Raw genomic sequence first — 10965 nt, 5'->3', positions numbered from 1 at the left:
CATCGCAAGGACGGGTGCCGGCGTGGGCTCGACGGAGGGCGCGGGCGCCGCGGGCACAACCGGGGCCATGGCGACCTGTCGCGGTGCCGGGGGCGGTGTGAACGCCGCCTGCAGCGGGGCATTGCGCGCGAAGTGAAGAGCGTCGGCCTTCATGATCAACACGGGGGCGACAAGCGCCGGGTCGTAGGTGGTCACCGCAGCGGCCTGCACCGGCGCGGGAGCGGCGGCGGGGCTCACCTGTTCGCCGCGAGGCTCATCGCTCCGATGTTGGAAATCGACGAAATAGGCGAGGGGGCTCATGGAGATCGCCACGAGAACCGCTGTCGGAAGAAGATTGCGCCGCTTCTTGCGCGGGGCACGGACGCCGGACCGATAGGAACTGTGCAACATGGCGAACTCTACGCAACAACTCGATCGCGCATGAGGGGTCTGTTGCTCGTCGGGGCCGACATATGTGGTCGGAGCGGTCGAGACCTTCATGCGTGAAGCAATACATTCACGAGGCCCGATTAAACGACGGCTTGGTTAAATTAGGGATAATCGGACGCGCTGCTTTCGAGAGACATCGCGTCGAGCGTCGAGGCGCGTGCGCTGGCTCACAGATCGCCGCGCCGGCAAGGCCTATGGTGAAGTCAAGGGGGCGTCTTTTCCAATCTCGAAAGGGATGATCTCGGCATGGGATTCTATGCACGCCATATCGGTCCGCGCTTCGTCAGCTGCCTGTGCGCGATGGACGGCATCGCGGCTGAACGCGAGAAGATCGTTCCACAAGCCGCCGGCACGGTGCTGGAGATCGGGATCGGCCCGGGTCTGAATTTGTCGCTCTATGACCCGGCGCGCGTCACGCGCGTCATCGGGGTCGATCCCATTGCGGAGTTCCTGGATCTCGGCCGTGAGCGCCGCCGTCGCTCACCGGTCCCCCTGGACATCATCCAGGCGCCGGCAGAGGCTCTGCCCCTGGCGGACGATGTCATCGACACGGCGGTGATCACCTATACCCTCTGCTCGGTAGCGGATCCGGCTCAGGCCCTGCGCGAGGTGCGGCGCGTGCTGAAACCGAAGGGGCGGGTGCTGTTCCTGGAGCACGGCCTGTCGAGCGATATCAACGTGGCGACGTGGCAGCATCGGCTCAACCCGATCTGGCGCAGGCTCGCCGTGGGTTGCAACCTGACGCGTCCGGTTCAGAAGCTGCTCGACGAGGCCGGATTCACGATCCGGCGCATCGAGTCCCACTACCTCGACGGCGCGCCGCGGCCGGTCGGCTTCCTATGCCAGGGCGTCGCGGAGGCTTAGGGCCTCCGGCTTACTGAGCGGCCTGGCGGGCGATGGCTCGGATGTCGCGGCGACCGATGCCGAGATCGGCCAGCTCCCGGTCGTTGAGTGCCTCGAGCTCGCGGAAGGTCTGGCGGTAGCGGCGCCAGGACGCGAGGCGGGACAGGATCATGGATGTGATCATGGGAATGTCTCCTTGAAATGGGGAAATTCGGTTCGGATTACCAATCGAGGTTCGGATGACGGCGGACCGCCTCGCGCTGCAGCTGACGGGCGTCGGACAGGATGGCGCGGACGAGGCGGAGGATGCTGACGATGATCATGGCTGGTTCCTGATGGACGGTTTGGTTCGGTTCGAGCTTCAGCCGCGGAGTTCGGTGGCCACGACGCCGTAGTTCCGGGCGACGCGGGCAATTTCGCGCTCGGCCTTCCGACGGTTTGACTCGCCGACGGCTTCGACCACGGCACGGAACGCCCGCAGCACCGGACCGGCACGCCGTGTGGCGGCGAGGCTCTGGGTGGAAACCGGGGCTGTTATCTGCAAGGTGCTCATGGGACTGTCCTGGTTCGGTTCGATCTGTCTTATACTTTCGTCTAGCAATATGACCACTCTTGTGCGCTGCAAAAAGACGGCTTGAGGGAATGCGTCTCATGCACTGACTGCATGTCACAAAGGTAAATGTTCTCTTGCTATGCATGAGTAGCTTAGTGAAGCGGCAGATTGCTTCGCGTTTGAGCAGCGAACGCGGTGAAACAGATTCCAGCCCGCCGGGTGTCGCTCGAACCTTATCGGCAGGCTGCGATTGATCCGGCGTGGAGGCGGCCGAACTGCCCGCATCCGGAACAGAGAGGTCCAGGATGACGACAATCCGTGAGAAGCTGGTCAGCACGATGTGGCGCGGTCAGGATCCGTTCCTGACCTTCCCGGAGCGCCTGTACCGGCAGGATCGCCAAGGCTGGGGCTCGATCCACCCTTACCTGACCGAAGCCGTCGAGACGTTACGGCCCTCCGTCGTGGTCGAGGTCGGCGTCTGGAAGGGCGGCTCCGTGATCTCGCTCGCCTCCAGGATGAGGGAGATGAACCACGACGGCGTCGTGATCGCCGTCGATACCTGGCTCGGCGCCTGGGATCACTGGACCAACGACGAATGGTTCGCGCACCTGAATTTCATCAACGGCTTTCCCGCGCTCTACCATACCTTCGCGGCCAACATCGTCGGGGAGGGGCTCGCCGATTACGTGCTCCCGCTGCCGCTCGACTCGGTGAATGCCGCCAATGTCCTGCGCCACTACGACGTGCGGCCGGACGTGGTTCACATCGATGGCGGTCACGACGTTCACGCCGTCACGTCGGACCTGCGCGAATGGTGGCCGATGATCCGGCCGGGAGGTGTGCTCATCGGCGACGATTATCCGCACTGGCCCGGCGTAAAGCAGGCCTTCGACGAGTTCTTCGCCGCCGAGGGCAAGTCCCCGATCGAGTTCGACCCGCCGAAGTGCCGGATCTTCAAAGAGGGTCCCAGGAGGTGAATTCGGACGCACGTCCGACGCTCTAACTTTTGGTTGGGCGCATCATTCCACGCAAAACCGGTGCCCACTTTTGCGTTCGATGCGCTAAATCTCGATCAGCCCCTTGATGACGCCCGCCTCGGGGGTCGACCACCGGGGAATGAGGTCCGGTGCGTCTTCGAGGCGGCCATGATGGGTTGCCAGCGCGGCCGTCGGCACGCCGCCGCCGCGCATGACGTCGAGCACGGTCTCGAAATCCTGCCGCGTGGCATTGCGGCTGCCGAGCAGCGACGTCTCCCGCTTGTGGAACTCCGGATCGTTGAAGGTGATGTCCGCGCGCACGATGGAGAGGAGAACGTAGGTGCCGCCGTGGCCGACATAGGAGAAGCCCTTCATCATCGCCTTGGGGTTTCCGGTCGCGTCGATGACCACGTCGAAGAAGTCGCCCTCGGTGGCGGCCGCGAGGCGGTCGTCGATGTCGGCCGAGACCTCGAAGACATGATCGACGCCGATCTTGTCGCGGCAAAAGGCGAGGCGGCCGGCATTCATGTCGAGGACGGACACGTCAGCGCCGCGCACCTTGGCGAAGATCGCAGCGGCGATCCCGATCGGCCCGGCTCCCACCACGGCGACACGGCTCGCCGCGTTCATCCCTGAGCGCCACACGCCGTGCGCGCCGATCGCCAGGAACTCCACCATCGCGGCCTCGTCCAGGGTCAGGCCCCAGGCCGGCACCACATTGCGCTCCGGCACGGCGATATATTCGCTGGCCCCGCCGTCGCGGTGCACTCCCAGAACCTGCAGGTGCCGGCAGCAATTCGTCTTGCCTTGCTTGCAGGCGCGGCAGGTGCCGCACCAGAGATAGGGCTCGATGCAGACGATGTCGCCGCTCTTGAGCGCGCTGCCGCTCGGCGCCTCGACCACCTCGCCCGCGAGCTCATGGCCGATCACCCGGGGGTATTCGAGGTAAGGCTGGTTGCCGTGGAAGATGTGATAATCGGTGCCGCAGATCCCGACACGCCGGATGCGCACAAGCACCTCGCCCGGACCGGCGCGCGGAACATCCCGCTCGATCACGTTCAAGCGGCCGGGCTCATCGCATCGCAGGGCTTTCATCGGCGTCTCTCCCAACGGGTTTCTGGTTCCTTGTACCTGAAGGGAAGCTTAGGGTGGGACGGCGAAAGCGCAAAGCCGATGTTTACCTCCGGTGCGCTATAGACCCGACGACGATTCATAGGGGCGAGGGCGCGGCTGATCGGATGTCCACCTGGCGAGACGAGAAGAACCAGAAGGCACGGGCTAGGCTCGAGAAGCGTCTCTCGGCGCTGTTCCCGGGTTGCGTCCTGTCCCATGCGCTCCGGCAGCCCCTGACCCCGCCGACCCAGCGCCGCGCGGTCGAGTCCTACTGGCGGCACCGTCCGCTCCTGGCCGACCGGCTGGCGCGGGCGCTCGCCACCCGGAGCGGTCAGCCGGCGGGATGGGAGTGGCGGCTCGGATCGGTCAAGGACTCGGGTCTGCCATTGTCCTTCCGCGTTCCGCCCGCGCCTTACCGCGAAGCGGCCTTCGCTCGCGGGCCGGGGCATTGCTGCATCTGCGGCCAGCCCGTCTACCGGCTGGGCTGGCATTGCGACCTCTGGGACGACGGCAAGCCGAACAGGAACGCCACATGGCACGCGGCTTGCGTGGTGGCGTGGCAGCTCTGGACGGCGCCGCCCGACCATTTGAAGAGCCTCAAGCTGCGCCAGCAGCGCCGATGCGCAACGAGCGGGCGCCGCCTGCTCAAGACGGCGGAGGTCGACCACCGCGTGCCGCTCTTCGCCGTCTGGTCGGAGCATCGCACACGGCCTTGGCCGGAACTGCTCGCCTTCTGGGGTGCTCCCAACCTGCAGGTGATCAACAGGACGGCACACGTGGAGAAATGCGCCGGGGAGGCCGCCGAGCGGGCTAGGCGGCGGATTCTCGACCCCGACGCGACCCTCGAAGAAGAATTCGTCGTGCCCCTTGCGGACCGGAATCCAATCCCCATATCAGGCTGACCCAGCGGACATTGTTGTGGACTTCGACAGCGGCGGGCGTCACCGTCAGCGTCGATGGGACCGTGCCAGGACGGATGTACTCCGGCATGGTCCGTTCCTGCGCTTGCCTGACGATGCAGGCGCCCGTCTGGACCCCATTGGCCCAGGCCCGTAGTGCGCGAGGCAGAGATGCGAAGGCATCCTGTCCGTTCGCCCCGGAGCCTGGGCCTTTCCATGTCCGAGCCCCTGGTTGGCCTTAGGTGACAGCCGGCGAAGGCGGCGCAATACTGCCTCCCGATCCTTACTGTGGAGCGTCAGTCCGGTCATGTCTTCCCTCAAACCGATCCGATCCGTTCTCGTCACCGGCGCAGGGGGCAATCTCGGCCGCAAGCTGATCGCCCACCTCCTGGCGCAGGATTGGTGCGAGCGGATCGTCGCTCTCGACCGTGCCGTGCCGCCGGCCGCCGGCGCATCGGGCCGGGTGGAGTGGGTTGCGGGCAACCTCGCCGACCCGACCGACGTGCAATGGCACGCGGCCCTTGCCGGGGTAGACGGCGCGGTGCATTTCGCCGCCCAGAACCCCTATCCCGACGCGCCCTGGAGCGATGCCTGCGCGTCCTTCGACATGACCCTCGCTCTTCTGGCGGCGGCCGGCCGGGCGGGCCTGCCGAGGCTCGTCTTCGCCTCCTCGAACCACGTGATGGGGCAGTACAAGGACGCGCCCCTGGCCGATACCCTGACGCCCGGCGCCCTGACGACCTCCCTGCCTCCCGGGCCGGGAACGCGCTGGTTCAACGGTCGTGAGACGGTCCAGGGCTTCGCCTATGGGGCATCGAAGCTCATGGGCGAGCGCGCCTGCCTCGCCGAGGCGCATCGCTCGGCCGGCGCGTTGAAAGCCGTCTGCGTCCGGATCGGCTGGTGCCAGCCAGGCGAGAACAGGCCGGAGACCATCAACACGTCGGGCCTGCCCGGCGAGGAAGCGAGCGCCGGGCCGGATACGGAGCGCGATCTCACGTGGTTCCGGAACATGTGGCTCTCGAACCGGGACTTCGCGGCCGTGATCGAGCGGGCGCTTCTTTCGGATGCGGAAGCGTGGCCGCAGCCCGGCATCGTCGTCAACGGCATGTCGCGCAACCGGGGCATGGCGTGGGACATCGAGACCACCCGCCGCCTCATCGGCTACGAACCGCAGGACGACATCTGGGACCATGTCGGCTGAGGCTCCGAGCCGTGCCGCTCTGCCATCCCCGGCGCCGGATGCGATCCTTTCGAATGCGTGAACGTCTCCAACCCTCGGGAGCATGCCAGCCCTACGCACGCGGCATTTGTGGCGTCCGTGAGAGCCGCGCTATCCAGTATCATGGCCCTGCGTGATTTCTCCCTGATGATTCTGGTCTGCCTCCTGTGGGCAGCCCATACGGTGGTGAGCAAGATCGTCGTCTCCGACATGGCGATCCCTCCCTTGTTCTACGCGGCCATCCGCTATGGCATCGTCGCCATGCTGGCCCTGCCGTGGCTCCTGCCCATGCCCAAGCCGACATGGCGCATCCTGCTGGTGGGCTTTCTCATGGGGGGAGGCGGCTTCGCCCTCTTCTTCCTCGGCATCCGAACGGCGAGCCCGTCGAGCGCCGCCATCGTCGGGCAGCTCGGCCTGCCGATCACGACCCTCCTGTCGGTCGCCATTCTCGGAGAGAAAGTCTATTGGCGACGGGGCCTCGGCATCGCGCTGACCTTCATCGGCGGTGTCCTCGTCATGTGGGATCCAGCCGGCGGCTTTCCGATCTCCGTCGGACTTGCCCTCATCCTGGGCTCCGCGGCGGCAGGCTCGCTGGCAGCCGTGATGATGAAGCAGATGGAGGGCGTGAAGCCGCTCCGGTTCCAGGCCTGGATCGGTCTCGCCTCCGTGCTGCCTCTGGCCTTCCTTTCCGCCGGTCTCGAGGTCAATCAATTCCCCAAGGCCATGGAGGCCGGCTGGGCCTTCCTGGCGGCGTTGCTGTTCTCCGCCCTGATCGTCTCCCTGGTCGCCCACACCATTTATTATGGGCTCATCGGGAAGTACCCCGCCAACCTGATCGCTCCGTTGACGATCATGAATCCGCTCATGACCGTGGCTCTCGGACTGCTCGTCACGGGGGATCACTTCGACATGCGGATGGCCGCCGGAACAGGGATCGCGCTCTGCGGCGTCCTGATCATCACCTTGCGGCGCAACCACGTCATGCCGCTGGCCGCCCTGGTCTGGGACCGCCAGCGATAAAGCATCGAACGCACAAGTGGGTACCGGTTTTGCGTGAAAAGATGCGTCGAACCGAATGTTGAAGCATCGGACGTGCGGTCGAGTTCACGTCCGATGCTTTAGAATGAGTTCGGGTCAGTCGAGCGACGCCTCGACGCCGAGGCCCCGCGCTTTCGCCTCGCGCAGGCAATGGCCCGCGCAGGCGAGATCCTGCGCGGCGACGCCGAGCGAGCGATAGAGCGTGATGTCGTCCTCGGCCGTCCGGCCGGCGGCTTTCCCGGCCAGAACCTCGCCGATTTCGGCCAGCACGTGCTCGCGCCCGATGCGTCCGCTCTCGATGGCGCTGATGACCTCGCCGGCCTGGGCGAAGGTGGACGGGCGGTAATCGACATAAAATTTCGAGCGAGCCACCGTGTCCTCGTCGATCTCGCGCTTCGACGGGATCGAGGCCCCGACCACGTTGAGATGGGTACCGGGCGCGACCCATTCGCCCATCAGGACGGGTTCGGCCGAGGACGTGACCGTGCAGACGAGGTCTGCGCCATCGACCGCCGAGCGCACGTCGTCGAAGACCCGGACGGCCAGATCCGGATAGCGTTCCCCCACATGGGACGCGAAGGCTTCCGCTTTCTCGCGCCGGTGTCCGGCCACCCGCAGTTCCCGGATTGACGGACGCACGCGGAGCATGGCTTCCAGATGCTGCTCGGCCTGTTCTCCTGCCCCGACCATGGCGAGCGCCGCGCAACCGGGCCGGGCCAGCGCCCTGGTCGCCACCGCGCTGGCGGCCGCCGTGCGGATGGCGGTCAGGAGGCCGGCATTCATCATGGCGATGGCCGAGCCGTGCTCAGGCTCGAAGAGGACCACCGCTCCCTGGTGCGAAGAATATCCCGCGTCGGGATTGCCGGGGAACAGGCTCACCAGCTTCACGCCGAAACAGGCGTCGATCCGGCCGTTGCCCGGCATGAGCGCGCCCGGCATGACCCCCATCTTGTTCGGACCGCCCACATCGATGGCTGAGCGCAGCGGCAGGTTCGCGGCGCCATCGGAGACCGCGATCATCGCCTTCTCGACGATCTCAATGGCCTCGCGCATCGGCAGGAGCGAACGGATTTCCTTGTCGGAGAGGACGATCATGGCACGCGATTTCCCTTTGCCTCGGCCCTTCCGAAAGCGGCGGGCCGGGTTGCTCGTGGAGCAGAGACACAGAAAACCCGGTCGCACGATCCAGGGTACGTGTCCACCCCGTCTCATGACGACCAACGGCGACCTTGTGTGACGTCCGTCTCATAGCACGCCGCCTGTCCGCGTTAGCATCGGTACAGATCAGGAGGCTGGCATGTGGGTCATCTCTCATATCGTGTTCGTCTATTGGCACTTCGTTCCCGGCGGAAACGGCGGCTGGACGCAAGGGGACGACTACCCCCGGTTTTCGACCGACGAGCGCTGTGCGGTCGCGATTCCGCTCGAAGGATATTGGCGGCGCGTCGGCTAGCGCATCGTTCGGTGAAGTGGATCCGGTCCACCGTCAAACGATGCGGTCAGACAAGGAAGAGAGCTGATTCCGGTCAGTGGAAACAGCTCTCGTGCCTCGAATGCAAAAGCACCGGACGTGAATCCAGGTTCACGTCCGGTGCTTTTGCGTCGGCTCAACGAATGACAGTGAAACTTTCAAGCGAGGACCGGAGGGATCGGTCCTCGCTCGCTCACGACAGGTCGCGATGTTCTAACCATTGCGCCTCGGCAGAAGTCCCGCTTTCACGTCCGAGGCCGTGACGGCTTTGCGGAACACGGCTTCGCGGAGATAAATCGAGTCGAAGACCGACTTGGCATCGCTCTTGCGGATGAACACGAACGACTTGCGGTTCTGCTTCATGGAACACTCTCCATTCAGGGCTGTCATCGTTGTATTCCGAAGGTCTCTTGATGGCTGTGGCGGCCATCACAGTTCATGCGATTTCCGGCTGAAAGCTGGCTCCTGCGCATCGTGCGAGATGGATGATCCGCACGATGCGCAAGGCGCACCGATCCTTACCGGCGATGATCGCGCACGATCGGGGGCGCACGGTGGTCCCGCACGATCGGACCGCCGGACGTGCTCGTGACGATCACGCCGCCGGGCGCGGAGGCGCCGGGGCTGCGATGGTCCCGCACCACGGGCATCGGCCGATCCCACAGGTCTCCAGGGCGCGTCGTGACCCGGGAGTCGCAGGCGTCGGCGCTCGCCACGCCATATCCGGTTACAAGGATGAGGGACAGGGCGGCGCCGATCCGGGTTCGCTGTGTCTTCGTCATGGTCTGTCTCCAGTCAAAGGGTTGTTGCACGCTTCGACGCTACATCGCAGGAGTGCCGGCCGATGTGGCATTGGTCACAGAGACCGGGCCGCGGGGTCGGGAGCGACCAAAAGAAAAGCGCCCGATCGGTGATCGAGGCGCTGAGTTGACAGGGAGGAAGGCTCTCAAACTAACCCGGGTGCGTCCCAGGATCTGTGCGCCGCGTCACATCCGGTCTCTGTGCTGCCCGTCACGGAACGGCCGCGCACCCTCGGTCATGATGACCCCAATCGAAGGAGCCCGTGATGACAATCACCATTCTAGATCCCCGATCCGGTCAGCAGGTAACGCTTTCGTTTCCCGACAGGCCGAAGGGCTCCGTCAAGACCTGATGGCAAGGCGAGAGACCCATGAATCTGAATCAGCATTACCGAGAGAAGGCTGCGAGGGCGGAGCGTCTCGCGGACGACCCGTCTCACCGGGCGGACGCGCGTGCGGAACTGCGCTCGACGGCGCGCCGCTGGCGCCATATGGCCGAGCAGGCCGACTGGCTTGCCCGCACGTCGCGCTTCTTCAAGGCGTGAGGATGAAGTCCTGGATGCCGAGCCGTCGCGCCCTCAGGCACCGGAGGCGGCATGTTCGACGGTCGGTGAAGACCGCAGCTCTCCGAGGGCGGCCCTAACGGGGTAGGGCTTGGAACAGCCCTGCGCCTCCTGGCCAGAGCCTTTCTGGAGCATCGGCCGTGGCATCGAACTCACGTCCGGTGCTCTAAGTTTTGGTTCGACGCATCTTTCCACGCAAAACCGGTACCCACCTGTGCGTTCGATGCTTTAGCGCATCGGACGGAAAAGTGGACCCGGTTTCCGGTCCATCCGATGCGCCAGCCAAGAGAAGGAGCCTCGGACCCAAAAGTGGAAGCCACTTTTGGGTCCGAGGCTCTAGTGGATCGTCGGCATGACGGCGGAGAAGGGGATCAGCAGCATCTCGTCGTCTTCCTCGTCGCTCACATAGACGTGCCAGTCGCTGAAGTCGCGGGTGCCGAAGGCCTGCTCGACGAGCATTTTCGCCAGGCTGAGAGCCCGATCCCGGGCCTCGATCAGATCGAGGACCTCTGTTCCATCGCGGTCGATCAGGATCTCGCCGGGACCTGCGCAATGAAAGTACAGATAAAACATGTGAGCCTCCATCTCGATGGCTTCACTCTCGCATGGAGCCGCCCGGGCTTCTGTGCGCACGATCACGGTTTTCCGAGGCATCCGCTGGCATCGTCGGGGCCAGATGGAGGCCGATCATGTCCCGCCGCATCCTGTGTGTCCTTGCTCTCCTGTTCGTGGCCGACGCCATGGCCGTGAACGGCCGCGCGCCGCGGCCCGTCGTGCTGTCCGCCAAGGAGACGCTCGATGTGACCCGCCAGTCCCGCCTCCAGGTCTCACCCGCATTCTGAAGGTTTCGGCTTCTGTGACGCCCGTCACGGAAAGACACTCCCGCCTCCGCCATCATCGGAACGAAAGCAGGAGGTCGTCATGGTTCTCATCGTCCTCGACAGGCTGACCGATCAGCCGTTGATCGTCTCCGTTCCCGTCCGGCCCGCCATCCGCAAGGCGGAGCCCGCCATCGTCATTCACCCGATCCAGTTCGGCGGCAGGAGGCCATCATGAAACG

The 10965-nt window shown here is 65.2% G+C and carries 16 protein-coding genes and 1 pseudogene; 9 read left to right on the top strand and 8 right to left on the bottom strand.

Annotation, left to right across the window (positions count from 1 at the left end; all coding sequences use genetic code 11):
• A pseudogene (locus tag OC446_RS27090) lies at positions 1-390 on the bottom strand (hypothetical protein); the annotation flags it as partial.
• A 285-nt stretch (positions 391-675) separates the two neighbouring features.
• Between OC446_RS27090 and OC446_RS27085 the strand changes: the two are divergent.
• Positions 676-1293 (top strand): class I SAM-dependent methyltransferase, encoded by a 618-nt coding sequence (locus tag OC446_RS27085; protein ID WP_262032072.1) that lies wholly within the window; start codon positions 676-678, stop codon positions 1291-1293.
• Between the two features lie 10 nt (positions 1294-1303).
• On the opposite strand, the gene OC446_RS27080 is transcribed toward OC446_RS27085, so the two are convergent.
• Positions 1304-1456, bottom strand: a complete 153-nt coding sequence (locus OC446_RS27080) for a DUF1127 domain-containing protein (RefSeq protein ID WP_410055156.1) — start codon at positions 1454-1456, stop codon at positions 1304-1306.
• Between the two features lie 177 nt (positions 1457-1633).
• Positions 1634-1825, bottom strand: coding sequence for a hypothetical protein (locus OC446_RS27075; protein WP_262032071.1), 192 nt, complete (start codon positions 1823-1825; stop codon positions 1634-1636).
• Positions 1826-2130: 305 nt separating this feature from the next.
• Here OC446_RS27075 and OC446_RS27070 point away from each other — a divergent pair, with 305 nt between their 5' ends.
• Complete coding sequence (locus tag OC446_RS27070; protein ID WP_262032070.1) at positions 2131-2802, top strand: class I SAM-dependent methyltransferase; 672 nt, start codon at positions 2131-2133, stop codon at positions 2800-2802.
• Between the two features lie 84 nt (positions 2803-2886).
• Here the strand turns inward: OC446_RS27070 and OC446_RS27065 are convergent, their stop codons facing one another.
• On the bottom strand, positions 2887-3897 hold the full coding sequence (locus OC446_RS27065) for a zinc-binding alcohol dehydrogenase family protein (protein ID WP_262032069.1): 1011 nt from the start codon (positions 3895-3897) through the stop codon (positions 2887-2889).
• A gap of 143 nt (positions 3898-4040) precedes the next feature.
• On the opposite strand from OC446_RS27065, the gene OC446_RS27060 reads away from it, so the two are divergent.
• The 3 genes from OC446_RS27060 to OC446_RS27050 all read left to right on the top strand — a co-directional run bounded on the left by OC446_RS27060 (position 4041) and on the right by OC446_RS27050 (position 7053).
• Complete coding sequence (locus OC446_RS27060; RefSeq protein WP_262032068.1) at positions 4041-4817, top strand: hypothetical protein; 777 nt, start codon at positions 4041-4043, stop codon at positions 4815-4817.
• A gap of 304 nt (positions 4818-5121) precedes the next feature.
• Positions 5122-6015 carry an NAD-dependent epimerase/dehydratase family protein gene (locus tag OC446_RS27055; RefSeq protein WP_262032067.1) on the top strand — a complete coding sequence of 298 codons (894 nt, stop codon included), beginning with the start codon at positions 5122-5124 and terminating at the stop codon, positions 6013-6015.
• 141 nt (positions 6016-6156) lie between these two features.
• Positions 6157-7053 (top strand): DMT family transporter, encoded by an 897-nt coding sequence (locus OC446_RS27050; protein WP_262032066.1) that lies wholly within the window; start codon positions 6157-6159, stop codon positions 7051-7053.
• A gap of 114 nt (positions 7054-7167) precedes the next feature.
• On the opposite strand, the gene OC446_RS27045 is transcribed toward OC446_RS27050, so the two are convergent.
• The gene (locus tag OC446_RS27045) at positions 7168-8166 is read right to left on the bottom strand and encodes an ornithine cyclodeaminase family protein (protein WP_262032065.1); all 999 of its coding nucleotides are present in this window, start codon (positions 8164-8166) and stop codon (positions 7168-7170) included.
• Between the two features lie 202 nt (positions 8167-8368).
• Between OC446_RS27045 and OC446_RS27040 the strand changes: the two genes are divergently transcribed.
• Entirely contained in the window at positions 8369-8524 is a 156-nt protein-coding gene (locus OC446_RS27040; RefSeq protein WP_262032064.1) for a hypothetical protein, read from the top strand.
• Between the two features lie 231 nt (positions 8525-8755).
• Here the strand turns inward: OC446_RS27040 and OC446_RS27035 are convergent, their stop codons facing one another.
• Together OC446_RS27035 and OC446_RS27030 are read right to left on the bottom strand one after the other, a co-directional pair.
• Positions 8756-8905 (bottom strand): hypothetical protein, encoded by a 150-nt coding sequence (locus OC446_RS27035; RefSeq protein ID WP_262032063.1) that lies wholly within the window; start codon positions 8903-8905, stop codon positions 8756-8758.
• A 155-nt stretch (positions 8906-9060) separates the two neighbouring features.
• Positions 9061-9324, bottom strand: a complete 264-nt coding sequence (locus tag OC446_RS27030) for a hypothetical protein (protein ID WP_262032062.1) — start codon at positions 9322-9324, stop codon at positions 9061-9063.
• 389 nt (positions 9325-9713) lie between these two features.
• Between OC446_RS27030 and OC446_RS27025 the strand changes: the two genes are divergently transcribed.
• Positions 9714-9887, top strand: a complete 174-nt coding sequence (locus tag OC446_RS27025; protein WP_262032061.1) for a hypothetical protein — start codon at positions 9714-9716, stop codon at positions 9885-9887.
• Between the two features lie 354 nt (positions 9888-10241).
• Here the strand turns inward: OC446_RS27025 and OC446_RS27020 are convergent, their stop codons facing one another.
• On the bottom strand, positions 10242-10478 hold the full coding sequence (locus tag OC446_RS27020; protein WP_262032060.1) for a DUF6894 family protein: 237 nt from the start codon (positions 10476-10478) through the stop codon (positions 10242-10244).
• A 116-nt stretch (positions 10479-10594) separates the two neighbouring features.
• Between OC446_RS27020 and OC446_RS27015 the strand changes: the two genes are divergently transcribed.
• Complete coding sequence (locus OC446_RS27015; protein WP_262032059.1) at positions 10595-10747, top strand: hypothetical protein; 153 nt, start codon at positions 10595-10597, stop codon at positions 10745-10747.
• A 79-nt stretch (positions 10748-10826) separates the two neighbouring features.
• Positions 10827-10961, top strand: coding sequence for a hypothetical protein (locus OC446_RS27010; RefSeq protein ID WP_262032058.1), 135 nt, complete (start codon positions 10827-10829; stop codon positions 10959-10961).
• Positions 10962-10965: the final 4 nt, after the last annotated feature.

Origin of the sequence: Microvirga sp. Mcv34 (genome assembly GCF_024519725.1) — a bacterium.
Lineage (GTDB): Bacteria > Pseudomonadota > Alphaproteobacteria > Rhizobiales > Beijerinckiaceae > Microvirga.
The sequence above is the reverse complement of the archived record's forward strand: the minus strand, read 5'-3'. Positions and strand labels throughout refer to the sequence as shown.

What these genes read in the sequence shown, in the direction of transcription:
- OC446_RS27085 (WP_262032072.1), top strand. Translation starts at nt 676, where the DNA reads ATGGGATTCTATGCACGCCATATCGGTCCGCGCTTCGTCAGCTGCCTG.
- OC446_RS27080 (WP_410055156.1), bottom strand. Translation starts at nt 1,456, where the DNA reads ATGATCACATCCATGATCCTGTCCCGCCTCGCGTCCTGGCGCCGCTAC.
- OC446_RS27075 (WP_262032071.1), bottom strand. Translation starts at nt 1,825, where the DNA reads ATGAGCACCTTGCAGATAACAGCCCCGGTTTCCACCCAGAGCCTCGCC.
- OC446_RS27070 (WP_262032070.1), top strand. Translation starts at nt 2,131, where the DNA reads ATGACGACAATCCGTGAGAAGCTGGTCAGCACGATGTGGCGCGGTCAG.
- OC446_RS27065 (WP_262032069.1), bottom strand. Translation starts at nt 3,897, where the DNA reads ATGAAAGCCCTGCGATGCGATGAGCCCGGCCGCTTGAACGTGATCGAG.
- OC446_RS27060 (WP_262032068.1), top strand. Translation starts at nt 4,041, where the DNA reads ATGTCCACCTGGCGAGACGAGAAGAACCAGAAGGCACGGGCTAGGCTC.
- OC446_RS27055 (WP_262032067.1), top strand. Translation starts at nt 5,122, where the DNA reads ATGTCTTCCCTCAAACCGATCCGATCCGTTCTCGTCACCGGCGCAGGG.
- OC446_RS27050 (WP_262032066.1), top strand. Translation starts at nt 6,157, where the DNA reads ATGGCCCTGCGTGATTTCTCCCTGATGATTCTGGTCTGCCTCCTGTGG.
- OC446_RS27045 (WP_262032065.1), bottom strand. Translation starts at nt 8,166, where the DNA reads ATGATCGTCCTCTCCGACAAGGAAATCCGTTCGCTCCTGCCGATGCGC.
- OC446_RS27040 (WP_262032064.1), top strand. Translation starts at nt 8,369, where the DNA reads ATGTGGGTCATCTCTCATATCGTGTTCGTCTATTGGCACTTCGTTCCC.
- OC446_RS27035 (WP_262032063.1), bottom strand. Translation starts at nt 8,905, where the DNA reads ATGAAGCAGAACCGCAAGTCGTTCGTGTTCATCCGCAAGAGCGATGCC.
- OC446_RS27030 (WP_262032062.1), bottom strand. Translation starts at nt 9,324, where the DNA reads ATGACGAAGACACAGCGAACCCGGATCGGCGCCGCCCTGTCCCTCATC.
- OC446_RS27025 (WP_262032061.1), top strand. Translation starts at nt 9,714, where the DNA reads ATGAATCTGAATCAGCATTACCGAGAGAAGGCTGCGAGGGCGGAGCGT.
- OC446_RS27020 (WP_262032060.1), bottom strand. Translation starts at nt 10,478, where the DNA reads ATGTTTTATCTGTACTTTCATTGCGCAGGTCCCGGCGAGATCCTGATC.
- OC446_RS27015 (WP_262032059.1), top strand. Translation starts at nt 10,595, where the DNA reads ATGTCCCGCCGCATCCTGTGTGTCCTTGCTCTCCTGTTCGTGGCCGAC.
- OC446_RS27010 (WP_262032058.1), top strand. Translation starts at nt 10,827, where the DNA reads ATGGTTCTCATCGTCCTCGACAGGCTGACCGATCAGCCGTTGATCGTC.